This window comes from Labrenzia sp. ATLA3 (assembly GCF_057180185.1).
The window spans coordinates 241,163-266,046 of record NZ_JBXUKV010000010.1; the positions used below are offsets into that span (position 1 = coordinate 241,163).

Consider the following 24,884-nt stretch of genomic DNA (forward strand, 5'->3'; position numbering starts at 1 on the left):
TCATGACCTCCTCCGGATAGACATCCGGTTTCAACCTCGCAGGAACACAAAGCGGCCAGATAAAAACTTCCAGCTCCCTCACTGGGCCAGTCCATGCAGGGATTTGTGGAGGTGCAACTTGCCCTCCCCTGCCCTGTCGATCATGGCGCGGAAATATCCACCTGGGGACACGATTTGCTCCGGATCGCGCAAGGCTTTCTCCGCGACGACGACAAGACAGGCGGCGGCCAGATATTTCCCTTGCCGCTCCACGGCATTTTGATAGCCGGCAGGACTGAGACCAATCAAAATCCGCAACGCATCTGCGGCTTGGCAAAGCCCTGACCAGTCACAGAACGAGAGCCCGGTTTCATTTTGCACCTGGGTACAGGCTGCCTGAATGAGACCAATTGAAACACCATCGAGGTTAGTCTCGGGAAGTTTGCCTCCCGCTCGCCTTACCGCTTGTTGTTTCGGTGGTTGCTGTTCCGTGCGCTCGCCGCAAGGCTCTTTTTCTAGAGCCATTTCAACGGCAAAGCCGTTGTCAGCAGGAATTTTATTGTCTTGCTCGTTAGAGCAAGTCCGTTCGTTATTACTTCTTAGAGAGTCGGTTTGGGTTGTAATAAATAAAGGGGCGACATGAATGTCACCCGTGCATGACATTTTTGTTTCATTGAGAGATTGTTGGACGGCTATGGCATCCAGATAGATTTGCTCGATTCGTCCCGCACGCTCAAACACATCCCCCTCTGCCCACTCCAGTACGGACTCAATACGCTCAAGGAAGGTGTCGAATTCCGAACCAAAGGCAGCCACCAGGTCGACCACGGCGCGAGAACAGCGCGTGATTGTGCGTTTGGCTTCCTGCTCGGCTTTGAGGCGCCGCTGAAAGGCATCTGCCTGCTGCTTGAAGGCTTCCAGATTGAAACATGCCGGCGTGAAGTCCAGGCCATAGGCCTGCTCGGCTTCCCCTGACCTGCCGCGATAGACAAAACGGCGGCCGGTGGGGCTATCGCGATAGGCGAGAATGCCTGCCTCGACGAGTTTTTTCAGGCAGCGCGTAACGGTGCGCGTCGTTTTTCGAGTGTAGTCCGCAAGACGCTGATTGGAGATGGCGACAACCGGACGTCTGCCGGCCTTGAAATCGTCGCCCTGGACGAGCCCCAGAAGAATATCAAGCACATGATACGCCGTTCCCTCAATGCCAAGAGCAGGCGCAACACGTTTGAGGACAAGAGAAATGTCCTTTTTCAAAACGGCAGGGCGGTCATCCTGGGCGGCCAGATGCGCGCTCGCAAGAACCCCTGCAGAAACCTTGCGAAAACTCGCAATCTGCTGAGCAGTGGACATAAGTCCCCCTTCTCCGGAAGCGACCCAACGCGACCGGACCTATGAATTTTGAATGGGAGACAGGCAAAAGGGCGCAACAAATCGTGTTCTGTTCACAGACAGAACTTGCCACGCGGCCAAAGTGATTCTAGAATCTCAGGTGTGCAGTTGAGATTTTAGGCACTTAGCCTATCTCGAATGAGGACCCGCCCTTGTGGCGGGTTCTTTTCGTTTCAGTCTTCCTCGTTGCTTTCCCCTCCCCTTTCCAGATTCTCGAATTCGGTGATCAACGCCGACATCCGCTCCGCGACGAAATTCGCGAATTTCGGCTCACTCTTGACGTTGATGGTGATTTTCATCGCACTCGGAGATCGCTCGATATTCCCGTAGGAACGCGTGCTCGACTGGATCGGCATTTTCGATGGTTTCGGATTCGCTGTTCTGGCTTTGTCTGCCTTTTCTGCAGCGCGCATCGCCAGCTCGAAGCGCTTGTTCGAATCCGCGTTCGTCCAAATTTCGTGACCAGGCAACCCCCGCACAGCCTCGACAATGGATGCCTTACGGCTGCCTTTCTCAATAAGCTGTCCAAAAGCTTCCCACCTGGTTCGCCCGATTTTTGGCGCCGGTCCGATGGAAATGCAGATATCTCTCGGAACTTGTCCGGCAATCGCAGTCATCTTGGAGATGATCGTCTCGTTCCCCACACCGACGGATTCAGCAATCACCTTTCGGCTGTAACCAGCCTGCGTCAGGGCCTGCGCATACATCGCTTGTTCAATGAAGCTGAGGTTCTTTCGCTCATTGTTCTCCAACCCCTGCGCGACGACGAGCTGCTCGTCCGAAAGGTCTTCAACAAACGCCCTGACCTTGCGGCCCAGAACCTTGGCCGCTTTGTTCCGTCTTGCACCATATGCAAGCTGGTAGGCACCATCGACGTCGGGGTGTGGCCGAACCAGGATTGGCAGTTTCTGTCCGGAAGCCTCCATCGAAGCCACCAAACTTTGAAACTGGGGATCATCCTCCGTCCATTCCATGCGATCCGGAATCAAGGACGCGAGTACGAGATCAGGGTCGAGCTCATGTACCTTTGATTTTTTGAGTTCTTCCCTGAGGCTGAGATTGTCCTTCTCAATGCTTGCAAAGCTTGCCTGCAGCGCCTTGGTTGGAGCCGTTGTCATCGACTTTTCGGTCGATTTTTCGTTCGCCGCCTGCTTGGCAAGCGCTTCGGGATCAACCTGGCCGAACATGCCGGCCAGCTTCTTCGCCCTGGTGGAAGCTTTTGAGCTGGTCATTTGCGGCCCCAGACTTTCAGGATTTCACCGTAAATCTCTTTATTCGCCGCGTTCACAGCTTCGATCGCACGAATATAGGTATCTCGGCTAACGGCCCCGCGTTCCAATTCATACAGTGTCTTGTTCTCAAGACCTGCGTTTGTGATGGCGGTCGTCTCCAGCACGGCAGACGTCAGAACGCTTTCGCCAAACAGTGAACGAAGCAAGGCGGCAATGTTCACCTGAGGCACGTCGTGAGGAACGTGTCGCGTCAGTAGAAAACGGAGGAAGTCATGATCAACTGACGCACCGAAGTGAGCCATCTGTTCGAGCATTTCGTCCAGCATATAGAGAAACTGGTTCATGCTCGCGACGTCTATCATCGCTGACTGAACCGGTATGATGAGACCGGTCGCTGCATACACCGCATTCAACGTCAAATACGACAACTGCGGCGGAGCATCGATCACCACAACATCATACTTGTCCTCCACGCTGCGAAGCGATGTCGCAAGGCGGCGTATGAAGTACTCATCGCCCAGGAAGTTGTTGCTGACAATTGCTGCAGGCGTCTCATAGTCAAAGTACTGAAGCTCGCTCTGACCAGGAACGATATCCAATCCAGCGAAATACGTAGGGCGGATCACTTCCGGGAGAGTGCGCCGCTCTTCATCATACCGCAGCACCGCAAAGACCGTTTCGTTGTCGCCCACCTCCAGAACAGGCTGCACGCCAAGCATCTCAGTCAGGCTGGCCTGCGTGTCCAGATCGATCGCCAACACTCTGAGGCCTTGCAACGCAAGAAACTGAGCCAGGTGCAGTGCGGTTGTCGTCTTGGCGCATCCACCCTTGAAGTTAGCAATAGCGACAACCTGCATCTTGTCGCCATCGCGGCGCTGCGGATCGAAAGACGTCGCCTGCGAAGGACGCCGCTCCGCCAGGAACTTCCGCAATTCATTGATCTGCTCAAGAGAGTATATGCGCCTGTTGCCTTCGGAGCGGTCCGGCATGGGCCCCTCCCCGTCCAAAGACATCTGTCGCAGCGTAGCAGGTGAAATGCCGACAAGATCGGCAACTTCAGATGAAGAAAACGACCGAAGCTGCTTTCGCGCTTCTGGCGGATAGTTCACTTGCCAGTTATTTTTGATTTGCGTGCTGAGCAACGCGGAAAAACGAGAGATTTGCCCTCGCGTGCTGCTGGGATCCAAAGTCTCCTCAACCTCGACGGTTTCGGTCATGTCTTCTAGCTCCGACGCAAAAAACTGCGTTTTAAGGAAAAAAGTGTCGGTTACGAAAAAGAATGAAATAACGATTCCTGTCAATGCGTTTTTGGTTAACCCCTGTTAACTTTCTGAGTCAATTCAGACGGTTAGACTGCACAGCATTTCCAGAAACGGCTTTTCGACGAGCCTGCATCCGGAACACCAATGCGATCTCACAGGATTTGGTCGACACCGCGTGACAGATGTCACGGCCTTAACAAGCTGACAAACAACACTTTTTTTCACGCACCTCGTTACGAGGCCATTTTTGTTGGCCGAAACCCTGCAGATGAAACCTGTCTGAACGCAACAATATCCGGCAGAAAGGCTCGCCCGCTTGTGCACCGATTTGCGTTTGAGGGAACGCGGCTCTTCTCTCAAAATACATGGCGTCAACAAACGATGGCCGTCACGACATCGCCTGACCGGAAGTGATTCTCTCTATTTTAGCCGTCGCCCGGCAGGTGGAGGCAGTCTCATCCAGCAAAGCTTCAATCACTTCCACGTCGCCATATTCAAAGGCGATCGGAACCAGGGCGGCAGGATTTGCAGCTTCTGTGCGTCCATGTCGCCCGAGAAGACCAACGCTGCCTTCTGATGTTTCCGGACCTGAAAGAACGGCGGGTTCAGGATGACGCTTGGAAACTCCAGCTAGTCCCTGACGCGCTCCGTACATATTCCAGAAGACATTCCGCAACCACGGCAACGCCAAGACGGCTCTTGACGTCGCTCCCTTTATGCCGACACTCGACCATGCAAATCTCATTCTGACCACGCCTGTTTTCAAGCAGAGCAGACACTTGAACCGCCTCCCCCCTACCCGGTTCAAATGTGCTGTCGTCCTCAGGCCGGACGAGATGGTCGAGACCATACGAGCCGCGACGTCTGCGGTCGTCACATGGCATTTCCTGGCTCGGCCGAACAGGCGTGTTTTACCGGGTTCGTATAACGCCACTTTTCAAACTTGCTGCTGGTGCCTTTACGGGGGCGCAATCGGCCAGTGTTTGACGCGGGCGAAGTTGCGCTTCGGTGGTCGGCTGGAAGTAATCGGCTACGTCGAGGTCGAGGGGCTCGGCAATCCTGTTGTAGTGCTCCACGCCCGCACCGCAGAAGCCCTGGCTATTGCCGATTGCATTCATCGACTGATCAACAGGGAAGGCTTGCAGGTGAAGCAACTCAGCCTGGAAGCCGCCCATACACCAGTCCCAAAGCACAACGGGCCGCCGGGAAGGACGGAACTCTCGCATATCAGAATGGGGTCAATTGCAACGTGATCTGGGCCCTGGCCCCCGTCCTTGAAGGACCTGTCAAGGCAAGCGCTGTCGAGCGACACTAAACCCGCGCCATGAGTCCATGTTCCTGATGCTTGCAGAGAACCTTGATAGCCACGGAGTGAGCGCTAACGCCAAGGGGAAGGTCGGGGGTCTTGGCAAGTTCATAACGAAGTGCTGTGGACTTGCGGGCGGTCAACTCGGCAAAGAAAGCTTTGGAATGATCCGAACGTCGCCCTTCGTTCGGCGCTGTATCAAGCCACGCTTTGACCGTCGTCTTTGCATCCTTCGGATCGATCCGTTTGTATCGCAATGTTTCCCGGATCAAAATCGGCGGTGTCTATCAGGCCCGCTCAGCCGGTTGTTCCTGGGACACCCGTAAAGGAGCGATTTCTGTTCTAGTCGAACGCACTCGAAACCGGGGCCGCCTTCGAAGGAAAGCGGCCCCGTGTTGTCCGGATACATATTCAGATTCAGCCGGTCCCTCGCCGAGACCTGCTGCTTCTCATCCCACTCAGATATATTCGTCACCGGGAACGCAGACTGCTCTCTCGTCGTCAAACAGAAACTCCGAAATGTGCTTCATCACGTTGACGCGCCCATCATTTGTATGGAACCCCAACTCATTCAGGCCGTCGGTATACTTCTCGAACGTGGGGTCCGGCGTGTGGGGATTGGGCGTAAAAAAGAGCTCCTGATAGCGGAAAACCGGCTTGTATCCGGCAAGCGACAGTCCGATCAGCTCCCGGGCCAGCACCTTCGGAACTTGGTGGTGCTGGTTCCACAGCATTCCAATATTCCGGTTCATGAATTCCTGCCAGGCCCATGTGGGATAATCGATCCGGATGCCCTGGTTCTGGGCCTCCCATTGCCTGGCTTCTTCCTCGCACTCACGCCAGATCGCGGCTTCGCGTGCTTCAAGCGCAATGTGGACTGTCTGATGGCCCGTCGCCGCACCGATGATCAGAGCGTCGTTCAGAATCGGAGTCCAGGCCTTTTCGCTCAGAATGCTTCCGACGCCTTGCACCGCTACCGGGTTTCTTCTTGCCACCTTTTTGTCTGCCCCGTTCTGGCCCTCGCCCCTGCCTCTCCTGCGACGGTATTCTTCCTGCTGTGCAATCCAGACCGTTTGCTGATCCTGAATGCCGTTTGCCGCGGTTATCCCGAAATTGGCGATCAGTTCCTTGCAAGTCCGGATACTGGCCCCCCCGAGAATCGTCATCTTCAACTGATTCCGTGCGGTCGTCTGGTAAAGCCGGAAAGCGGCATCGATATAATAGTCCATGTGATTGGGTTGGTCCCAGCGCGTCCAATGGGCAATCCAGGCATTATCCGCCCTGTAGACGCCTACGAGCGCATTGATCTCTTGTCTGAATTGCTGAAAGTTAAGTGGCATGATCAGGTCTCTTCGAAAAGTTCGGGATGTCCTTGAACCACATGTAAGCCTATGAAGGGAAGGAACCTGTGATCTGCAACACAGCAGACGCAGGCTGTTGGATTATTTAAACAAAACGCCGTTGATGCGCTTTTCATACGTCGAACTTGATGGGCATCACGACGAAGAAGGGAAGGGTGGCCGAACCAATCGTCGCGACGGCAGTTCGGAGAAGTTGGGGCAGACCGGCACGTCGAAAATCAGCTGTGATATCCCACGTGATCATTCTAGGTGGTCGACCCGAAGCTGATCGCCAAACACCCGCACCGTTTCCCGGCTTTTGTCGGCAAGATCTTCTCTACCTTGGCGCGGAGCAAGAGGGAGCGCGAGGTCCGGGACCATCTATGGATCCGACGACACGATACCGGGTGAGGGGCCATGGAACCGTTCGAAACCTGCGATGGGAGCAGCCTAACCCGGCGATCGCGCCGAGCTGGTAGAGAAAATAGATCGATCTGATCCCGTTCTTCGCCTCTCCCGAAAGCGTACGGCGGATCCTCTAAACCCAGAACGCCATCGAGGCGCTGAACTCGAAGCTGCTGTATCTGGTTTTCAATCAGACCGCCGCGGAATGTAAGTAGCTGCATCACAAGTGGTTGGGGGCCGAGACCAAATTCGCCGTCAAATTCGGCAAACGGTTCGTCAGATGGTGAGGGAGACAGGCCTCAAGCACAAATTATCCGACAGTCCGTCACACGACCCGCTCGAGAAATAAAGTCGAAATATACTCTTTGTCTTGGTCTCATTGCACAAATAATAAATGGAATGTAAAACGTTTCATTATGTTTCAGCCGGAATAACTATTGGCGCCTGTCTCAAGAGACACCCTGCCCATAAGGAAAATCATGACCAATACACCAGAAGATGACTTCGTTCAGGATGCTGCCTTTATCGAGCTAACAAGCGATATCGTTTCGGCCTATGTGGCCAACAACACGGTTGCCGCTCCCGAATTGGCAGACCTGATAGCTTCCGTGCACAAGGCGCTGACCTCGTCCGCACAGAAAGCCCAGGAGCCGGAAGTTGTGGAACTCGTTCCCGCGGTGCCGGTCAAGAAATCTGTCGGAAATGATTTCATTATCTGCCTGGAAGACGGAAAGAAATTCAAGTCGCTGAAACGGCACCTTCGGACCCACTACGACCTGACCCCTGAAGACTACCGGGCAAAGTGGAACCTTCCGGCGGATTATCCGATGGTCGCTCCCAACTATGCCGCAGCTCGCTCCGAACTCGCCAAGAAGATGGGCCTCGGGCAACAACGGGCCAAACAGACGCGCAAGCCGCGCAAGAAGTAGCTTTTGGCTTCGAACCGAGGCGCCTGAAGTCGATCCAGGTTCGGTCAAACAAGGGATAGTTCGAGGATCTTGACGTTAATGCTACTGAGTAGCACCTTCTTGCGGAACGAGAACACCCGTGAGCGTTAAGTCCTCCATTTCGTTGACTGAACAGCAGGATGCTTTTGCGCGCGCTCTTGTTGAGTTCCGCGAAACTTCAAGCCTGAGTTCGGCTCTGTAACAGGGGCTGGAGCGTTTGCGCCAGAAAACCGAGCTTGAGTCTCTCGAAACACAAGCTCTCCGTGAGCTCATCGGGCAGAGGATGAATGGTCCTTCTGTCTCTGCTGCAGAAATGGGAAACCGCGTGGAAGCCATGATCGAGCGAAAGCGGCGTGGCCTCCGTGTGGACCCTTGAGTAGTCGACCACCGCTGAGCGCGACTTTGAACTGATCTTCGATCACCTGCTTGATACCATTCCGATCTCGGGGAAGACCGAGAGGAAGCCTTCGAACGCGCGGCCTAGCGCGTCAGATCCATTCGGTTCGCCATCGATCAATACACGGAAACTCCGCTCACAGGCACGCTTCGGACCGCCTTGTGCCATGACCAGCGCTGCGGCATTTGCGGGAGGTCTGGGCGAGGGACCGAACCAGGAGACCGTCCACATCCTTAAGCCCACTCAAAGCAGTGAGTGAAGCAATTCGGCTGTGGCCGGCATGCGCTTCAGACTTGCCAGGATTCTCGTTCGCCACGCCGGACCGGACCCGATCGCCAACTCGTAAGCTTCAATCAGATCGTCGGGTCTGGTTTCGCTCAAGGCTTCGATCAGAAATGCCGCCTGTGCACGGTCCTTGTGGGCTTTAAGGGCATCCGGTCCGCCTTGTCTTCTGTCGGCGACAATCAACTTGTGAACTGCAAAGCGTTCCGGCCGCGGGACTTGCACCAACACTCCGGATCTATACAGAAAGGGAACACGAACTGGCTCGGCAATCAGGTAATTGAGGAAGTGTAAGCTCTGTGCATTGACCCCAAGCGCAGGAAGATCTCGGATCCCCTCATCCTCTTCAAAGGAAGGCGTCAGGAATTCCACCAGAGTCTGGCGGGTTGACTGCCGCCAACGCCAGGTTTTGTCGCTCTCAAGTGTTGGCAGCGGATCAAATTGAAGTTCGGAAAAGACCTCTGCAAGCGGAGGTTCAACCGTATCCGCGAGAGCGAGGGACAAGCGCTCAAAACTCGCAATATCAACATCGTCCGTAGTTGCCGATTGATCAAAGCCAATCCGGAAGCCAAGCTCGCCTTCATAGCAGCGAAAGGCGTGCGTTCCGACGATCGTTCCCCCCAGACGAAAGACACCGGCTTTGGCCATTGCCGAGACAACCTGACCGGACCCTACATCCGCGAACAGATACCCTTCGGCCCGCAGCACACGCATCAACCTGGCGCGCTCGCGATCTGCCTGCTTGGCAGCATCTGCGATTTCTGTTTGCCGGTCCAATCGGTTGCGCAGCTCCGGTGTGTCTTCGCCGATGTATCGATCTACAGTTTTGTTGCCGACGCGGAAGTGATCATACCAGTAGGTTTTCGTACCAACCACTTTGGATCGTGGCACGCCCCGGAGATCCGAAACGGTGCTGTCGATCAACGAACGACGCAGGTCGGTCCAGGCTGCAGTTCCAATTGCACTATGATAAGAGATCGGCATCTTACCCCACATACTTTTTTTCGTGGGGTATAAATAGCATACTTGCTACACCACAGACTATTTTTTGTGGGGTAAATCGCACAGCATGGCCCCCATCAAGATCTGTCCGGATCTTACGGACCTGATGACCTGCCCTCCAAAATCACCCCAGCATTCTGGCCGACCGTCTCCGGCTGCGTCCCGCATCGTTATAGTAGCTTGAGGCCTGGGCGAGGGACCGGTGGCGGGACTGCTGCATGGCGTCCTGAATGGGGATATCGCGATTGGCGGCCTCTGTCAGAAACCCGGAGCGCAGACCATGGGCGGAAAACTCCGCCGGGTCGAGCCCGGCCAGAACGCAGCGGCTTTTCACGATGGCGTTGACCGATTGTGGCGTGAGACCGCGCGCCTTGACATTGCCCCAGCGATCAATCGCCCGGAAAACCGCGCCTTCGCGAAGATCTGCAGCCTCCAGCCAGGTTTTCAGCGCCTCGACCGGACGCCCGATCAGCAGCACCGCATTGTCGTCGGAAGCGTCTTCGGTCTTGGTGCGGCCAAGCCGCAGGCTCGCCGCCGGCAGCAGAGGGCTGTCAGGATCGGCAGGATCCGCAGGCAGGGGTTCTTCCCAGATGATCTGGCTGAGGCGCAAACCGGACAGTTCGGATCGCCGCCGGCCACCGGAGGCGAAGCCTGCCAGCAAAAGCGCCTTGTCGCGCAGATCAGCCAGAGAGGGTGCGGCAAGATCCGAACCGTTGCAGGTCGCAAGCAATCGCTCCAGCAGATCCGCGGTCACTGCCCGCCGGCTTTTTCTAACCTTCGGCCTGCCGGCAACGCGGCTGGCCAGACGCAGGGCCGAGCGCACGTCGGGAGCCGAGAACGCCCCTTCGAGACCGCGCCAGCGATGCAGCGTCGACCAGGAGGCAAGCCGTCTCTGAACGGTCGAATGCGCATGAGGCTGACGGTGCGCGCCGCCTCCCTTTGCCTTCCTGAGAAGCTTCAGATCCTCCAGCGCAAGGGCGACGTCCTCGGGGATACCATGCGCTGGATCAGCTTTTCGCCGCTCCGGATCCCACAGGTGATGGGCAACGAATTTCAGGATCAGCGGCACCGGCGCCGGCCAGGGCAGGGGCTCTCCCGTCGCTGCCAGGCACCAGCCTTCCAGATAGGAACAATCGGAGGTGAGGGCCCTGAGGGAATTTTCGCCAATCCCTTCGCTTGCCAGGTGCCGCAGGGTGGCAATGTCCTCCTCACTGAGCAAGGCGACCAGCTGATCGGTACGATCCGGCCCGGCAAGGGCCGGCAAGATGGCGGCCAGCGCATCCAGGTTTTCGATCTTCCGGCTCAAAGGCTGATCTGAAGCCTCGTCAATGGCGGGCCGCGACGTGAGACGGGAAGCGGGGAGGGGGCTTTCGGGCATCGCTGACAGCTTCATGAGAGGTGGGCACTGACCCGTTTTCTAGCATGGGACGGCCAAGATGTCTAACATTCGATAAGCATTACTTATCACTACTGTATTCACTGTCTTGCCATACATCCATGTAATGATATCTTTTTGCTTGTTGTTTATCGTTAATGAAATATTATCAGCCAATGTCAAGCGCTTACGATCTCCGCAAGTCCCTGACATAACTGGACTGGCCGACCCGCCTGACCGCGCCAGGCACGCGCTGACGCGGGCGGACGAACGGCTGGTTGGCACGCCTGCAAACTGTGTGAGAGGAAGCGACGCGCGACAGCTTTGGCCGCAGCCCTTTCACTTTAAGGCACCGCGATCATCTCTTTCATAGCGTAGGGAAGAATGCCCCCTGCTGCGTAGATCTCCGTCTCGCGTGCGGTTTCCAGACGGCAGAGCAACGGGATCTCCCGTGCAGGGTGGCCATCGGTGGAAGCGATCCTCAAATATCCTCTTGCTTTGGGAGCAAGCCCCTCTTCAAAGACGATATCGAAGATTTCCTCTCCAGTGAGGCCCAGGGTTTCTGTGGTGTATCCATCGGTCAGTTGAAGCGGCAGCACGCCCATGCCAACGAGATTGGACCGATGGATGCGTTCGAAGCTCTCGGCAATTACAGTTTGTACGCCAAGTATGCGGGTTCCCTTTGCCGCCCAGTCTCGAGAGGAGCCATTGCCGTAGTTGCGTCCGGCGATCACGATTTGCGGAACGCCTTCTGCTCGATACTTGGCGGCAGCCTCATGTACAGAGCAAGTGTCGCCGCTTGGAAGATGCCGGGTTATGCCGCCTTCGGTGCCTGGAACCATCAGGTTGCGTATGCGGATATTGGCGAAGGTGCCTCGCATCATGACGTTGTGGTTACCGCGCCGCCCGATGTAGGAGCTGAACCGGTTCTCAGGAACACCAAGCGAAAGAAGATATTGCCCGGCCGCGCTGCTCGCCGGAATGGCAGATCCGGGCGATATGTGGTCGGTCGTAATATCATTCCCGAGAATCAGCAGGGGGCGGGCATTTTCCAGCCTGTAGAAGCTGATATCGCGGACCTCGCCTGTGACGTCATCAAGGAAGGGTGGGCGCAAAAGGTAAGTGCTTTGGTTATCCCAGCGAAAGTCTTCGCCTTCAGGCGCTGTCAGTGCTTCCCAGAATTCGTCTGCTTCCTGCATCCGACCGTATTGTTCCCGGAACTGGTCTGCGGTCACGATCGTCTGCGTCAGTCGGTCAACTTCCTCAGGATCCGGCCATAGATCGGCGAGATAGACCGGGGAACCGTCAGCCCGCTTTCCAAGTGGATCGTTCGCGAGATCTAACCGCACCGTGCCGGCCAGCGAGTAGGCAACAATGAGCGGTGGTGACGCGAGATAAGCTGCCCGAACTAAAGGGTGTGTTCTGCCTTCAAAATTGCGGTTACCGGAGAGAACTGCAGTCACACTAAGGTTCCGGGTGCGAATTTCTTCCTCGATGTCAGCCGCAAGCTGTCCGGAACCACCGGCACAGGTCATGCAGCCATAACCTGTCACCTGAAATCCGAGACGGTCGAGATAGTCCTGCAACCCGGACTTAGCGAGATAGGCGGAAACAACACGCGATCCTGGAGAAAGCGACGTTTTCACCTTGGGGTCAACCGTCAGTCCCGCCGCCACGGCATTTCGAGCAACGAGCCCGGCAGCGACCATCAGTGAAGGGTTTGATGTATTGGTGCAGGATGTGATCGCAGCGATTACGATATCCCCGTCGGACAGTGCGCCAGGTCCGGGTTTTGAACCGTCGGTGCGCGCATCAAGAAAGTCGTCGAAACTGCCGGGAACGTCTTCCAGGTCGAGCCTGTCCTGTGGCCGACGCGGACCAGCCGCGGACGGCTTGATCTGGTCCAGCTCGATTGTGATCACCTGCGCATATTGTGGCGTATCAGCCCCATCCGCCCACATCATCTGAGCTTTTGCATATTTTTCTGCAAGCGCGATATCGTGTTCGTCACGTCCGGTCTGGCGCAGATATTCCATGGTTTTGGCATCGAGCGGCGAGAACCCCATGTTCGCCCCGTATTCCGGTGCCATGTTCCCAAGGGTCGCTCGGTCCGGCACGCTCAGCGAATCCAGCCCGTTGCCATGAAACTCGATGATCTTGCCCACCAGATCGTGCTTGCGCAGTGCCTCTGTCACCGTCAGTACCAGATCCGTGCTCGTGACACCTGGTTGCACGGCGCCGGTCAAGCGGCACCCCACAACATCCGGGAAAGCCATCGAGATCGGCAAGCCAAGCAAGGCGCCGCCGGCTTCAATGCCGCCGACCCCCCAGCCCATGACACCGAGCCCGTTGATCGTCGGTGTGTGGCTGTCCATGCCGACGAGCGTATCCGGATAGGCCCAGAGCGTGTTTTCGACTTTTGCGCTTCGAACAGGCCTTGCCAAGTATTCGAGATTGACTTGATGGACGATGCCCTTGCCGGGTGAAAACAGGCGAAAATTGCGGAAATTGGCTTCCGCCCACTTCAGGAAAGTATAGCGCTCAGCGTTCAGTTCATATTCGAGGACTATGTTGCGTCGCTCGGCATCCGCGGTTCCGGCAAACTGGGTGACCACGGAATGGTCCACCACTAGTTCGGCGGGAATCTTCGGGTTCACTTTGCTCGGGTCACCGCCTCTTTCGGCTACTGCTGACCGCATGGCCGTCAGGTCGGCAAGGAGCGGTACACCTGAAGAGTCCGGCATCAGCACCCGGGCAGGAAAGAACTCGATGTCGCCGACGTCTTCACCTCTTGCAACAGCCGCAACCCGTTCGGCAGCATCCTTAGTTCCATCCATATGACGCAAAAGGTTTTCCAGGAGGACTCGCGTCACGAAAGGAAGGCGCTCAATTACCGCGCCGGGTACGGCTTCCTGAAGACGGGCGAGAGACGCATATCGGTATGTCTTGCCGGCGACGGTCAAGTCTGCGCCGGTGTTCCAGTCTGATGTCATTTGATTATTCCTGGGTATCGGGAGACAGGGCGGCACGGCGTGCGTAACGTGCCTTCAGGACAGCTGCGACGATCGAAAAGACCATCATTGCGAGCAGCAGCATGGAAATCGGTCGCTCCAGCAGATAGCTGCCGAGATGCCCGCCGGAAATCTGAAGGCTGCGCACCATCTCGCCCTCAGCCATCCTTCCCAGAAGCAACCCGATAACCGTTGCCGCCACGGGGTAGGAATGCCGGCGCATCAACCACCCGAGGCAAGCGAAGACTGCAACGGTCAGAACACCGGCAATCGTGCCAGTCACGCCGAAGCCGCCCCAGGCGCACAGGGCAAGGACCGAGGGGACCAGATACCGAAGCGGCACCTTGATCACCATGCCCAGCAGACGCAGCACTAGCAGGCCGACAATGCCGAGAAGCAGAACCTGAACCAGATTGCCGACAATGATGGCGTAGACCAGGTCGCCCTGGTCCCGGATGAAAGCCGGACCACCGACGATGTTGTGGAAAGAGAAGGCCGCCATGAGCACTGCCGTGGCCGCTCCGCCGGGAATGCCAAGCGCCAGAAGCGCCGCCATCGATCCGCCTTCGGAGGATGAATTGGCGGATTCCGCAGCAATCACTCCCTCAGGAAGGCCTGTGCCGAATTCTTCTGTACGTGAAGATGTTCGCCGAACCTCGCCATAGGCAACGAGATTGGCAACGGAAGATCCAACTCCCGGCACTGCACCGATAAGGACGCCAATGGCGCTGCCGCGCAGCAGGACAGAGGGATATTTGAAGGTCGAAAGCATTGCACGAATGATCGGCCTGAAGGCGACAGGCGGAACGTCGTCTCGTGTGCTCAGCGTCTGTCTTTCCCGTATGCGCAGGAGCTCAGAAGCGGCGAAAATGCCGATCATCGCGGGCACCACCTGCACGCCGTCGAGCAGATACGAACTGCCGAAAGTCGCGCGCAGAACACCTGTCGTGGACATGCCGACCTGGCTCAGAATGAGGCCGAGCATCCCCGCAAACAGTCCTTTTGCCATGGACCCTCCGCTCAGCGCCGCGATCAATGTGAGACCCCAGGCGATCACCAGGACCATTTCAAGCGGACCAAGCTTCAGAACCACCACAGCGAGCGGCTGGATGAGAAGGAAAAGAACAACGTAGCCAATGAAGGCTCCGATTACCGACGCGCCGAGGCTGAGACCGAGGGCCTCGTTCTGGCGGCCATTGCAGGCCATTGGGTAACCGTCGAACGCGGTTGCCACGGAAGACGACGAGCCCGGAATGTTCATCAGGATTGCCGTGACCCCACCGCCATAAACCCCGCCGGTGAAAATGGAGGTCAGGAACATGATCGACTGGATAAAGTCCATCGTGAAGGTGAGTGGCAGGAAAAGCGCCATCGCCATTGATACCTGAAGACCCGGGACGGCACCGAAGATCAACCCAATGAGCAGACCTGGGATCACAAAGATCCAGGGACCAATGCCGCTGAACATCAGGTCAAATGCGGATGTAAGTGCGGAGAAGTCGACCATCAGAACACCAGCGTGGGCATGGGGAAGGGAAAAAGTGCGCCAAAGGCACTGGTGACTGTTGCGGTGAAGACCAGGGAAAAGAGCGGTGGCTTCCACAGGGACCGCTCGCCGCAGATCACGATTCCGGGCCAGACGAAGAAGAAGGTCGCGACGTCGAACCCGATGTAGAACATCAATCCGCAAAATCCGCAAAAGAGAGCGAGCAGCAGGAGATCCCCTGCCGTCTTGCGCAGGCTCTCGCCCTGATCCTCTTCTCGTCCCCACTGAGAGAACACGATGACTCCGACCAGAACAATCGCCAGGAGGCTGGCCGGCGCGAGGATGATCAAGTTGTTGAGAGAGAACTTCGCGGCAATTGCACTGCGGTTCATGGCGAACGTGAGGGCCAGCGCAAGGGCAAGAAAGATCGCGTGGGAAGGGGCTAATCGAATGGACATGGGCGACCTGTGGCTGTCGGATGGCTCAGGAGCGGGACGCCGAGGGGGTTCTCCCCCCGGCATCCCTTGATGTTGTCCGAAGTGGCAGATCACTTATTGATCGGCGGAGAAGCGCTTCAGGATTTCGAAGTTGGACTTGACGATTTCCGTCGTGCGTTCGGGGCCGACCCAGTCCGCTCCGATGTCCTGTTCCTTGAGCAGTGCGACAAAGTCCTCGTCCTGCAGGACTTCTTCATAAGCCGCAACAAAGCGGTCGAAGTCTTCCGGATGCTCGGCAGCGAACTTCGCATTGGCCGCGATACCGCGAATGGATCCGAGAAGAGGTCTCAACGTTACGCCTTCGTCCTTGAGCGTTTCATTCAGGGTCGGTGCGTCCCAATCTTCCAGCCGCGTTTCAGAGGCAACCGCCAGAGGACGGATGAACTCGGCAACGGGAAGGCTGCCGGAAGCGCTGATCACGACCAGGTCGACCTGTCCGCCGGCAACCGCGGTCCGCGCCGTGCCGCCACCTTCATACGTGACAACGTTGACGGCGTCGCCCGAAAGGCCAAAGGCTTCAAGCGCAAGCCGAAGATTGATTTCACCGGTTGAGCCGGTAACAACCGATGCACGGTAGCGACCCGGCTCCTCTTTCACGGCCTGCATGAATTCTTGCAGCGTTTTGAACGGCAGATCCTTGTTGACCGCGAACAGATCCACATCCGTCCATTGGCCGTTGATGAAGGCCAGGTCGTCGAGGGTGTAGTCAGGGTCGAATTTCAAAATCGCATTCGAGATGTAAGGGTGAATGGCGGTTGCGAGGAAGGACGACCCGTCGGTCGGCTGGCTCAGGAAATAGGTTGTTCCGACGTGGCCGCCGCCGCCCTTCTGGTTCACCACTCGGATTGGCACTCCGAGTTTGTCTTGCAGCCGCTCGGCTACGAGTCGCATCGAACGGTCGACAGATCCGCCCGCACCGAAGGGGATGACAAACGTGATCTGTCGTGTCGGCCAGGCTTCTTCTGCCTGCGCCATTGTGCCAGTCGCAATCGCCATTGCGAGGGTAAGTGCTCTTAAGGCCGAGCGAAAAGTCTTGGTCATTTTTTGATCCTCCCAGTCACCAGGCCCCGACAATACGAACCCAGATTGTTAACAATAATGACCTTAGCCTCATTTATTTGTGTTTGCAACTAGCTAAAAATGGCACATGAAGCCCCAAAAAACATAGACAATACAAGCCTATTGTGACTAAAATGCAATATCGTCTAGATTTTTCTATCCATCGCCAACGTCAGATTGTTAACAATGAACCAGCAAAGAGACACGGCGTCCTTCATTGCCGATACTTTGAAGTCCGAGATGCTCTCCGGCGAGCTGACGCCGGGTCAAAGACTTGGGGAAGCAGCGCTCGCGGAGAGATTTCGCGTAAGCCGCGGCCCGGTCCGCGATGCGCTTTCGCGTCTCGTCGAAATCGGCATCGCTATTTCGGTGCCCAATGTCGGCACGCGGGTCAGGGAATTCTCTCAGGAAGAAGCAAGGGCTTTGTACGAACTGCGGGAGGCGCTTGAAGCCGAAGCGGCCCGTCTCGCGGCCATCCGCGCCGACGAAACCGGCAAAGCAGCGCTTGTCGCGCTGACAAACATCACGGAAGACCGCTTCACATCCGAGGAAATGCAGGGCACGGACAATGACTTTCATCTAGAGCTTGCCCGACTGTCAGAGAACGGATTGTTGCTACGCCTGTTGTCCGAACAGCTCTATCCGCAGCTCATGCTGCTTCGCATTCACAGCCGCAATGCAAGTGGGCGCCTTCGTAAGGCGATCGGTGAACATCACGGCATTTGCCAGGCCGTGGTGGAGAGCGATCCGGAACTGGCGGACATCCTCATGCGCCGTCACATTCGCAACAGCTGGAAATCCTTCTGTGAGCGGATGGGCTACGCCGACGACACTTCAAACAATACCAAAAAGGGGAATCCGACCAGATGATGAATCACGAGATCAACGCTGCATTTCGCGCGCGCCTGGTGGAAGATCGAGCTCTCCTGCTGCCGGGCGCCGCGAATGCGCTTGCGGCGCGAGTTATCGAGGATTGCGGATTCGAAGCGATTTTCCTGACAGGAGCGGGGCTCACGAACAGCTACTATGGCAAGCCGGATCTCGGCTTCATGGGGCTAAGTGACATCGCGGCGCATACAGCGGCCATCCGTAACGTTTCAACGCTTCCCGTGATCGCCGACGCCGACACGGGATTTGGCAATGCGGTGAATTTGTATCACACCGTCCGGACGCTGGAACTGGCCGGAGCTTCGGCTATCCAGATCGAGGACCAACTCAACCCGAAACGGTGCGGTCATTTTTCGGGTAAGGATGTGGTTGATTTGTCGGAAGCCCGCGACAGGATTCGTGCAGCCGTAGACGCGCGTACAGACCCGAACCTCATGATCCTTGCACGTACCGACGCTCGTGCGACGCTTGGCCTTAACGCCGCTCTGGAGCGTGCCGAGGCATTCATTGAAGACGGTGCGGACATCACGTTTGTCGAGGCGCCCGAAACCATAGAAGAAATACGCGCCATTCCCGCCCGGCTGAAGGATACACCACAGATGCTTAACATCGTGGTTGGCGGCCGGACTCCGGTCCTCGAGTTCGAGGAACTGGAAGCCATGGGCTTTTCTCTTGTTCTGTATGCGAATGTCGCGCTGCAGGCTGCAATACGAGGAATGTGCATGGCTCTTTCTGACCTGAAGAAAAACCGTAAGTTTGAAGACACAGGCGTTATCGCAGGCTTCGAAGAGCGCCAACGCGTGGTGAACAAGGATTACTATGACGCTCTGGAGGCTCGTTACGGGGAATAAGTCTTGCCACTTGTTAGGCAAGCAAAAAGGGGCGTCTACATCATCACGCCCTTCCCATGGCCCGCCAGACCCTCGGCGTCACTGCCGCCGCCGTCGACCGCATGATCCGCCAACTCGGCCCCGCGCTCCCGCGCGAACTCACCGCCCGTGACCGCTACAGGGCCTGGGGTACTCTGTGACTTTTGATTGAGCGAACTGTCTGAGGCCGATCCCAGGGGACTGGGATCAGGCACAGCACCACAGCCTCATTCAGGGCGATACCCGAGCCTGTGTTTTTGCGTTGCCAATTTCTGCTGATGATCCAGAGCCGAAGAAACATCTGCGAAGAGATCAAGCCGAGTTTGCCCCCAACTGCCCAGACGTCCCCAGGTCCGGCGAACGCCAAATCCCCGAACAGGGTTTGCTCAACCGACAGGTGGTAGAACCTGTTAAGGCGATGTCACGGTAACGTCTCGTGAGGAGTGGCTGCGATAGACGCAGGATCATGAGCACTTCGCCAGTCAGTTACAAGCGCCACCGCTTCCACCCCAGATCATCGCCCACGCAGTTTGGCTCTACTTTCGGTTTCCGCTGAGCCTGCGCCTTGTAGAGGAATTGCTCCTGGAGCGGGGCATTGCCGTCTCCTATGAAACGATCCGCCGCTGGGGAAAGAAGTTCGGCCCCGATTATGCGGGTCGCCTTCGCCGCAAGACACCCGGCGGGAACGATGTGTGGCATCTGGACGAGGTGGTCATCACCATTGCTGGCAGAAAACGCTGGCTATGGCAGGCCGTCGATCAGGACGGATATGTGCTTGACGAAATCGTCCAGACGCGCCGCAGCACCAAGGCTGCCAGGCGATTGCTGACCCGACTTCTGAGGAAGCAGGGCATCGCACCGAAGAGGATGATTACGGACAAGTTGCGCTCCTATGGAGCAGCCCGGCGACAGGTCATGCCACACGTCGAACACCGATCTCACAAGGGTCTGAACAACCGAGCCGAGAATTCTCATGTGCCGCCGCGAAAGCGAGAGCCGATGATGCAAGGCTTCCGATCACCGGGAGGCCTTCAGCGCTTCGTCTCTGTCTTCTCCGCTGTCCGTAACCTCTTCGTCCCACCCCGCTCACAACGCTTCGCATTCCAAAACCGCGTTCACCGTATCCAGGCGATCGCAGAGTGGAACGCTGCGGCCGGAGCCATGAGCTGAGATCAATCCTCGAGGCAGAAATCCAACATCCATCCGAATTCAAGTTTAGGTGACATCGCCCAAGCGTGTGCAAACGCTTGGGCAGGCCTCAAACCCGGCCGCCGTTGTCCACCGGTACCAGCATGCAGAAGCACGCTCTCATGAGATCCGGGAAGGCGGCACGTTTACGCCTACGATGCTTACCTTGTCATACGTAGCCCAGAGGCAGAGCGATGGCGCTATTGCGGCGCCACCTCGTTCCTGCGGCGAATACGGATTTCAGTGCGCCGCCGCGTTTCAATGTCTCCTGCTTGACCATACGTCAGTTACTCGCCCGGCAATACCAGCGGAGCACCGGACGTTGGCAATATCGCCGCCGCTATCAATTTGTCTTCGCTTTTGAGGACGTTGACTGTGAACCGGCGAGGGGATCCAACGCCGATCGACGTCGTAAATTATTGAAATTGCATCTGCCAACAGAGTCATTCGGCGGAGCCTAACCACATTTGTGTCAGTGCCGACGAGGTCCAGTTCCCTGGATCGGCAATCGAGCACAGCAAGCCAAGACCACTCCATTATCGTATGCGATATTTGAAAATTGTATGCAAAAACTATTTACAGAATGCAATTCTCTAATCTAGCGTACTGAGCAAAGGAGATCAGATGGCGCATACGCTTCGACAAAAACTCGCGGATCTCATCTTGAACGGGGAACTGAAACCCGGAGACCGTCTCGATGAACACACCCTTGCCGAACGTTTCGGTGTGTCGCGCACACCAATTCGGGAGGCGATTCGCCAACTCGGTGTTTCCGGGTTGATCGAAATCCGACCCCGACGGTCCGCCGTGGTTCGCAGCTTTGATCGTGCTGAACTCAGCGAGGCATTCGAGGCAATGGGGGAAATCGAAGCGCTTTGCGCCTCCCTTGCAGCAGTACGGATGAACGAAGCCGAACGTCTGCGCCTGCGCGCCCTTATCACCGTATCCCAAGACATCAGCGCGCGAACAGACAGGTCCGCCGCCCTGGAGATGGATTTCGAGTTTCACGGACTGCTTCACGATGGCGCGCGCAACTGGATGCTCAAGACCGTGGCAGAGGAAACTCGACTAAGGATCACACCATACAGCGCTGCGCTTTACACCATGGAAAGCTACGGCGCGGACCTGGGACGTCCCCATCGCCAACACACGGCCATCGCCGAGGCGGTGCTTGAACGCGATCCTGAACGGGCGGCCGCTCTGATGCGCGAACATATCGCGCAGTCTCTGATCGCACTCCAGACATTCTTCGACAAGACAGCCACTTTGCCTGCCGGTGAAAAAGAGAAAGACAGTGTTCTATGAGCCATACTTATCAAGGTCCCGGACGCGCGCCAGCACTGGCAACGGGAGCCATGTGTGCCACGTCGCACCCTTTCGGCGCGCGCGCTGCGATGGAGATCCTGGCGCAAGGCGGGAATGCGGTGGATGCGGCTGTCGCTGGTGCAATAGTTCTGGGGTTTTGCGAACCTGCGATGACCGGCTTAGGCGGTGACGTTTTTGCCCTGATTCACGACCCCTCGACTGGTGAAAGCCGTGGTTTAAACGGGTCGGGTCGGGCGCCGGCCGGGCTTCATGCGAAAGAGCTTCGGGCGCAGGGCATGACGGCCATTTCGCTCGACTCTGTCCATTCCGTGACAGTTCCCGGCGCGGTCAATGCCTTTGACCGCCTGATTGCCGAAGAAGGCCAACTCGATCTGGCGACGGTATTAGCGCCGGCGATTCACTATGCCGAAACCGGCGTGCCAGTGTATCGCCGAACAGCCATTGACGGAGCGCAATTCGGCGACCGGCTAAAGGGGGCGGGAAAGCGTCATTTCCTCAACGGCGATCGCAGCTACCGTGAGAGCGAAGTTTTCGCTGCACCGGGCCAAGCCGAAGCGCTGAAGCTGATCGCCAAAGAAGGTGCCAAGGCCTTCTACGAAGGTCCGATCATGGAGGATATCCTCTCAACGCTGCGGGCCGAAGGCGGTCTTCATACGGCAGAAGATTTCGCGAGCACAAAGGCCACTGCCGTCACCCCGATCACCCGGGCCTATCGCGGTCACAACCTTGTCGAGCTGCCACCGAACGGGCAGGGTGCGACTGCCTTGTTGATCGCCGCACTTCTGGAGCGGTTCGATATCGCTGCCCTCGACCCCAACAGCGCGGAGCGCGTCCACCTCGAGGCCGAAGCGACACGGCTCGCCTACGGAGCGCGCAATGTTTTCGTTGGCGACCCGGCGGAAGGCACAATCGACCTCGACGGCATGTTGTCGGACGCAGCCATCAATGCCTTGGCAAACCAGATCAACCCAAAGCGGGCCGGAACGCTGATCCAGCCCCGGACCGAGGCACTTCACAAAGATACGATCTATATCACCGTCGTTGATCACGAGGCACTATGCGTGTCGCTGATCTACTCGATCTTCTGGCCCTACGGATCGGGCTTCGCTTCAGAACGTTTTGGCATTGGTCTGCATAACCGCGGCGCGGGATTCACGCTGGAAGAAGGGCATGTCAACGAACTGGCAGGGGGCAAGCGACCGCTACATACATTGATCCCGGGGCTTTTGGAACAGCCCGGCGTATACGCGATGCCCTTTGGCGTCATGGGCGGCGCATATCAAGCAACGGGCCATGCTCATCTGGTGTCAAACCTGGTCGATTTTGGCATGGACATCCAGGCCGCCATCGACGCGCCTCGGAGCTTTTTGGACATTACGACCGGCACGCTGGAAATCGAAAGCAGTTTTGATCCGGCAGTTGCCGCCAAACTTTCGGAAATGGGCCACACCGTAATCCGCGCCCCGATTGGAATGGGCGGGGCCCAGGCCATTCGCCGCGATGTTGCGACCGGAATGCTGACCGGAGGCAGTGACCCTCGCAAAGACGGTATCGCATTGGGGGTATGAGATGAGTGGACCAAACAGTTCAAATCCTCTCCTTTTCAAAATCGCTGAAATACTCCGCGGTATTGCCGGTTTCGCTGTGCTCTGTCTGCTCGCTGCCCAGATCGTGATCGTCGCCTTGCGCTACGTCTTTTCATTGGGTGCGCCGTGGGCCACGGATCTGCTCACCTATCTGTTCTTCGTCGTCGTTTCGTTCCCCCTCGCGGCTGTGCTTTTGCGGAACGAAAGCGTGCGTGTTGACGTGTTCAGCCCGCGCTTTCCGCCGGCGATGCGCCAGGTGATCGACCGTTTCGCCCTGCTATGCCTCCAGTTTCCGGCAATGGCCTGGGCTTCGTGGAAGGCGGTGCCTATGGTCCAAACCTCATGGCGGGTGTTGGAAAGCTCACCCACACTCGGTGGGTTGCCCGGTTATTTCATCCTCAAGACGATCACCGCGTTAATCTTTGTGACGCTTGCAGTGGTCTCGCTTTTCCTCGGGCTCAGACCGAGGCTTTACCGGGGAGGAGAAGAGACATGAGCGAATCTCTCCTTCTTCTGCTGGGGGTTCTGCTCCTGGGCGGTATCCTGTCCGGTGCACCGGTATCATTTGTCCTGATCGGAGTTCCCACGCTGGTCGCGTTCTTCGGGACAGCGATTGGCGTCTTTGATATCGGGTTTCTAGCAGCATTTCCTTCGCGGGCCTTCAGCATCCTGACCAATGACATCTTCCTGTCGGTGCCGCTTTTCGTCCTCATGGGCGGACTTCTCGAGCGCTCCAATATAGCGAAACGGATGATGCTTACGGCGGGTGCGCTGTTCGGGGACCGCGAAGGCGGGATGGCGTATGCTGTCGTGATCGTCGGTATGCTTCTTGCCGCTTCGACGGGTGTCATCGGTGCGACCATCTTCATGCTCGGCATGATTGCGATGCCGGCAATGCTATCGGCGGGATATTCAAAGTCGTTGGCATCCGGCGTGATCTGTGCCTCCGGATCGCTCGGGCAGATTATCCCGCCCTCGGTCCTGCTCATTCTTTTGACGGATCAGGTATCGTCGGCTTATCAGGCCGGGCGACGGGCGGCAGGCGAATGGGCGGTCGAACCCGTCACCGTCGGGGATCTTTTTGCGGGCGCTTTCATTCCCGGATTGCTCCTGGTCTTCCTCTATATCCTCTATATCTTCGTCAACTCCCTGCGTCGGCCCGAAAGCTGCCCGCCAATTGTGTTGCGCGATGAACAGGGCAACAAGACGCGCCCCAGCTGGCGCGAAGTCATCGACACTCTCGTCCTACCACTGCTGCTGATCGTGATCGTGTTGGGGTCGATCCTTGGCGGTATCGCGACCGCGACAGAAAGCGCCGCACTCGGCGCGGCTGGTGCGCTGGTGATGACCGCAACAAGTCGCGAAGGTCTGGCTCCCTGGCGACAAGCGCTGATGATTTCAGTTCTTCCCGCGGCCATCGCGCTGGTCATGGTCAAGCTGATCGGTGGCACACAGGGGCATCCTCTCGCCGCAGGCGTTGGCGTAGTGGCGTTAGTGCTCCTATGTCTCGGCACTCTCACCGCGCTCCTTCAGGAGTTGCGGCGTGGAGGCATGTGGAAAGTCGCCGTCAACACAGCCACAATGGTGTCGATGCTCACACTCATCGTGTTGGGTGCCACAATGCTGTCATTGGTCTTCCGCGGACTTCACGGCGAAGTGCTGGTCGAGGAATTCCTGCACGGTCTGCCTGGCGGTAATCTGACGGCGGTCCTGGTCGTCATGGCGATTATCTTCTTGCTCGGCTTCGTGATCGAATACGTGGAGATCATCTTTATCGTGGTGCCGGTTGCCGGCCCCCCCCTGATGGCGGCGGGCGTCGATCCAGTGTGGTTCGCGATCCTCATCAGCCTCAACCTTCAAATAAGCTTCCTTACGCCCCCCTTCGGCTACGCGTTGTTTTACTTCCGCCGCGTCGCACCGAAGGACGTGAGGACAATTGATATCTACAAGGGGATCTTGCCGTTCATCTTCTTGCAGATCCTCGCGCTGGTGTTCGTCATCCTGGCCCCTGGTCTAGCGACGTGGTTGCCTAACGCGATCTATCACTGAACGGCACAA

Annotated in this window: 21 protein-coding genes and 3 pseudogenes; 11 read left to right on the plus strand and 13 right to left on the minus strand. The window is 57.2% G+C overall.

Translation table 11 applies throughout. The annotated features are described in order from the left end of the window. Nucleotides 1-78 precede the first annotated feature (78 nt). The 6 genes from repC to AC2A6O_RS26405 form a co-directional block, all read right to left on the minus strand. Nucleotides 79-1,329: a plasmid replication protein RepC gene (repC, locus tag AC2A6O_RS26380; protein ID WP_498931579.1), complete on the minus strand. Its 1,251-nt coding sequence runs from the start codon at nt 1,327-1,329 to the stop codon at nt 79-81. Between the two features lie 212 nt (nt 1,330-1,541). Further along, a complete protein-coding gene (gene repB / locus AC2A6O_RS26385) occupies nt 1,542-2,555 on the minus strand; it encodes a plasmid partitioning protein RepB (RefSeq protein WP_498931581.1) in 1,014 nt (337 codons plus the stop codon). 41 nt (nt 2,556-2,596) lie between these two features. After that, nucleotides 2,597-3,817, minus strand: coding sequence for a plasmid partitioning protein RepA (gene repA, locus AC2A6O_RS26390; RefSeq protein ID WP_148585658.1), 1,221 nt, complete (start codon nt 3,815-3,817; stop codon nt 2,597-2,599). A 433-nt stretch (nt 3,818-4,250) separates the two neighbouring features. Then, entirely contained in the window at nt 4,251-4,553 is a 303-nt protein-coding gene (locus AC2A6O_RS26395) for a hypothetical protein (protein WP_498931583.1), read from the minus strand. Between the two features lie 220 nt (nt 4,554-4,773). Beyond that, nucleotides 4,774-5,037: a hypothetical protein gene (locus tag AC2A6O_RS26400; protein ID WP_498931585.1), complete on the minus strand. Its 264-nt coding sequence runs from the start codon at nt 5,035-5,037 to the stop codon at nt 4,774-4,776. Nucleotides 5,038-5,626: 589 nt separating this feature from the next. Further along, nucleotides 5,627-6,508, minus strand: a complete 882-nt coding sequence (locus AC2A6O_RS26405; protein ID WP_498931587.1) for a hypothetical protein — start codon at nt 6,506-6,508, stop codon at nt 5,627-5,629. Nucleotides 6,509-6,922: 414 nt separating this feature from the next. Between AC2A6O_RS26405 and AC2A6O_RS26410 the strand changes: the two are divergent. The 3 genes and pseudogenes from AC2A6O_RS26410 to AC2A6O_RS26420 form a co-directional block, all read left to right on the plus strand. Next, a pseudogene (locus tag AC2A6O_RS26410) lies at nt 6,923-7,200 on the plus strand (transposase); the annotation flags it as partial. 192 nt (nt 7,201-7,392) lie between these two features. Next, on the plus strand, nt 7,393-7,842 hold the full coding sequence (locus tag AC2A6O_RS26415) for a Ros/MucR family transcriptional regulator (protein ID WP_148585654.1): 450 nt from the start codon (nt 7,393-7,395) through the stop codon (nt 7,840-7,842). A gap of 118 nt (nt 7,843-7,960) precedes the next feature. Beyond that, a pseudogene (locus AC2A6O_RS26420) lies at nt 7,961-8,236 on the plus strand (type II toxin-antitoxin system ParD family antitoxin). 264 nt (nt 8,237-8,500) lie between these two features. Here AC2A6O_RS26420 and AC2A6O_RS26425 read toward each other — a convergent pair. The 6 genes from AC2A6O_RS26425 to AC2A6O_RS26450 all read right to left on the minus strand — a co-directional run bounded on the left by AC2A6O_RS26425 (nt 8,501) and on the right by AC2A6O_RS26450 (nt 16,951). Further along, the gene (locus AC2A6O_RS26425) at nt 8,501-9,535 is read right to left on the minus strand and encodes a nucleotidyltransferase family protein (protein ID WP_498931589.1); all 1,035 of its coding nucleotides are present in this window, start codon (nt 9,533-9,535) and stop codon (nt 8,501-8,503) included. Nucleotides 9,536-9,665: 130 nt separating this feature from the next. Beyond that, on the minus strand, nt 9,666-10,919 hold the full coding sequence (locus tag AC2A6O_RS26430; protein ID WP_498931591.1) for a tyrosine-type recombinase/integrase: 1,254 nt from the start codon (nt 10,917-10,919) through the stop codon (nt 9,666-9,668). 341 nt (nt 10,920-11,260) lie between these two features. Next, on the minus strand, nt 11,261-13,909 hold the full coding sequence (gene acnA / locus AC2A6O_RS26435; protein ID WP_498931593.1) for an aconitate hydratase AcnA: 2,649 nt from the start codon (nt 13,907-13,909) through the stop codon (nt 11,261-11,263). A gap of 4 nt (nt 13,910-13,913) precedes the next feature. Next, nucleotides 13,914-15,434, minus strand: coding sequence for a tripartite tricarboxylate transporter permease (locus AC2A6O_RS26440; protein WP_498931595.1), 1,521 nt, complete (start codon nt 15,432-15,434; stop codon nt 13,914-13,916). Continuing rightward, nucleotides 15,434-15,871 (minus strand): tripartite tricarboxylate transporter TctB family protein, encoded by a 438-nt coding sequence (locus AC2A6O_RS26445; protein ID WP_498931597.1) that lies wholly within the window; start codon nt 15,869-15,871, stop codon nt 15,434-15,436. Before AC2A6O_RS26445 ends, AC2A6O_RS26440 begins: the two co-directional genes overlap by 1 nt. A 93-nt stretch (nt 15,872-15,964) precedes the next feature. Then, nucleotides 15,965-16,951, minus strand: coding sequence for a Bug family tripartite tricarboxylate transporter substrate binding protein (locus AC2A6O_RS26450; RefSeq protein WP_498931598.1), 987 nt, complete (start codon nt 16,949-16,951; stop codon nt 15,965-15,967). Nucleotides 16,952-17,155: 204 nt separating this feature from the next. Here AC2A6O_RS26450 and AC2A6O_RS26455 point away from each other — a divergent pair, with 204 nt between their 5' ends. The 3 genes from AC2A6O_RS26455 to AC2A6O_RS26465 are packed head-to-tail and all read left to right on the plus strand — an operon-like array spanning nt 17,156 to nt 18,887. Beyond that, complete coding sequence (locus tag AC2A6O_RS26455; protein ID WP_498931600.1) at nt 17,156-17,839, plus strand: GntR family transcriptional regulator; 684 nt, start codon at nt 17,156-17,158, stop codon at nt 17,837-17,839. Continuing rightward, nucleotides 17,836-18,708 (plus strand): isocitrate lyase/PEP mutase family protein, encoded by an 873-nt coding sequence (locus tag AC2A6O_RS26460; RefSeq protein WP_498931602.1) that lies wholly within the window; start codon nt 17,836-17,838, stop codon nt 18,706-18,708. The genes AC2A6O_RS26455 and AC2A6O_RS26460 overlap by 4 nt, the downstream gene beginning before the upstream one ends. A gap of 56 nt (nt 18,709-18,764) precedes the next feature. Continuing rightward, nucleotides 18,765-18,887 (plus strand): helix-turn-helix domain-containing protein, encoded by a 123-nt coding sequence (locus tag AC2A6O_RS26465; protein ID WP_498931604.1) that lies wholly within the window; start codon nt 18,765-18,767, stop codon nt 18,885-18,887. A 66-nt stretch (nt 18,888-18,953) separates the two neighbouring features. Here AC2A6O_RS26465 and AC2A6O_RS26470 read toward each other — a convergent pair whose 3' ends face one another. After that, complete coding sequence (locus AC2A6O_RS26470) at nt 18,954-19,067, minus strand: WGR domain-containing protein (protein ID WP_498931640.1); 114 nt, start codon at nt 19,065-19,067, stop codon at nt 18,954-18,956. A 125-nt stretch (nt 19,068-19,192) separates the two neighbouring features. Between AC2A6O_RS26470 and AC2A6O_RS26475 the strand changes: the two are divergent. The 5 genes and pseudogenes from AC2A6O_RS26475 (at nt 19,193) to AC2A6O_RS26495 (ending at nt 24,875) form a co-directional block, all read left to right on the plus strand. Next, nucleotides 19,193-19,896: pseudogene (locus AC2A6O_RS26475) on the plus strand (IS6 family transposase). A gap of 642 nt (nt 19,897-20,538) precedes the next feature. Continuing rightward, on the plus strand, nt 20,539-21,219 hold the full coding sequence (locus tag AC2A6O_RS26480) for a GntR family transcriptional regulator (RefSeq protein ID WP_346891120.1): 681 nt from the start codon (nt 20,539-20,541) through the stop codon (nt 21,217-21,219). Then, nucleotides 21,216-22,808, plus strand: a complete 1,593-nt coding sequence (locus tag AC2A6O_RS26485) for a gamma-glutamyltransferase family protein (protein ID WP_498931606.1) — start codon at nt 21,216-21,218, stop codon at nt 22,806-22,808. The genes AC2A6O_RS26480 and AC2A6O_RS26485 overlap by 4 nt, the downstream gene beginning before the upstream one ends. A 1-nt stretch (nt 22,809) precedes the next feature. Continuing rightward, nucleotides 22,810-23,322 carry a TRAP transporter small permease subunit gene (locus tag AC2A6O_RS26490; protein ID WP_498931608.1) on the plus strand — a complete coding sequence of 171 codons (513 nt, stop codon included), beginning with the start codon at nt 22,810-22,812 and terminating at the stop codon, nt 23,320-23,322. Further along, nucleotides 23,319-24,875: a TRAP transporter large permease gene (locus AC2A6O_RS26495; RefSeq protein ID WP_498931610.1), complete on the plus strand. Its 1,557-nt coding sequence runs from the start codon at nt 23,319-23,321 to the stop codon at nt 24,873-24,875. The genes AC2A6O_RS26490 and AC2A6O_RS26495 overlap by 4 nt, the downstream gene beginning before the upstream one ends. The last annotated feature ends 9 nt before the right edge of the window (nt 24,876-24,884 follow it).

Excerpts from the sequence above, each read along its gene's own strand:
- repC (WP_498931579.1), bottom strand. The coding sequence starts at position 1,329 with ATGTCCACTGCTCAGCAGATTGCGAGTTTTCGCAAGGTTTCTGCAGGG.
- repB (WP_498931581.1), bottom strand. The coding sequence starts at position 2,555 with ATGTTCGGCCAGGTTGATCCCGAAGCGCTTGCCAAGCAGGCGGCGAAC.
- repA (WP_148585658.1), bottom strand. The coding sequence starts at position 3,817 with ATGACCGAAACCGTCGAGGTTGAGGAGACTTTGGATCCCAGCAGCACG.
- AC2A6O_RS26400 (WP_498931585.1), bottom strand. The coding sequence starts at position 5,037 with ATGGGCGGCTTCCAGGCTGAGTTGCTTCACCTGCAAGCCTTCCCTGTT.
- AC2A6O_RS26405 (WP_498931587.1), bottom strand. The coding sequence starts at position 6,508 with ATGCCACTTAACTTTCAGCAATTCAGACAAGAGATCAATGCGCTCGTA.
- AC2A6O_RS26415 (WP_148585654.1), top strand. The coding sequence starts at position 7,393 with ATGACCAATACACCAGAAGATGACTTCGTTCAGGATGCTGCCTTTATC.
- AC2A6O_RS26425 (WP_498931589.1), bottom strand. The coding sequence starts at position 9,535 with ATGTGGGGTAAGATGCCGATCTCTTATCATAGTGCAATTGGAACTGCA.
- AC2A6O_RS26430 (WP_498931591.1), bottom strand. The coding sequence starts at position 10,919 with ATGCCCGAAAGCCCCCTCCCCGCTTCCCGTCTCACGTCGCGGCCCGCC.
- acnA (WP_498931593.1), bottom strand. The coding sequence starts at position 13,909 with ATGACATCAGACTGGAACACCGGCGCAGACTTGACCGTCGCCGGCAAG.
- AC2A6O_RS26440 (WP_498931595.1), bottom strand. The coding sequence starts at position 15,434 with ATGGTCGACTTCTCCGCACTTACATCCGCATTTGACCTGATGTTCAGC.
- AC2A6O_RS26445 (WP_498931597.1), bottom strand. The coding sequence starts at position 15,871 with ATGTCCATTCGATTAGCCCCTTCCCACGCGATCTTTCTTGCCCTTGCG.
- AC2A6O_RS26450 (WP_498931598.1), bottom strand. The coding sequence starts at position 16,951 with ATGACCAAGACTTTTCGCTCGGCCTTAAGAGCACTTACCCTCGCAATG.
- AC2A6O_RS26455 (WP_498931600.1), top strand. The coding sequence starts at position 17,156 with ATGAACCAGCAAAGAGACACGGCGTCCTTCATTGCCGATACTTTGAAG.
- AC2A6O_RS26460 (WP_498931602.1), top strand. The coding sequence starts at position 17,836 with ATGATGAATCACGAGATCAACGCTGCATTTCGCGCGCGCCTGGTGGAA.
- AC2A6O_RS26465 (WP_498931604.1), top strand. The coding sequence starts at position 18,765 with ATGGCCCGCCAGACCCTCGGCGTCACTGCCGCCGCCGTCGACCGCATG.
- AC2A6O_RS26480 (WP_346891120.1), top strand. The coding sequence starts at position 20,539 with ATGGCGCATACGCTTCGACAAAAACTCGCGGATCTCATCTTGAACGGG.
- AC2A6O_RS26485 (WP_498931606.1), top strand. The coding sequence starts at position 21,216 with ATGAGCCATACTTATCAAGGTCCCGGACGCGCGCCAGCACTGGCAACG.
- AC2A6O_RS26490 (WP_498931608.1), top strand. The coding sequence starts at position 22,810 with ATGAGTGGACCAAACAGTTCAAATCCTCTCCTTTTCAAAATCGCTGAA.
- AC2A6O_RS26495 (WP_498931610.1), top strand. The coding sequence starts at position 23,319 with ATGAGCGAATCTCTCCTTCTTCTGCTGGGGGTTCTGCTCCTGGGCGGT.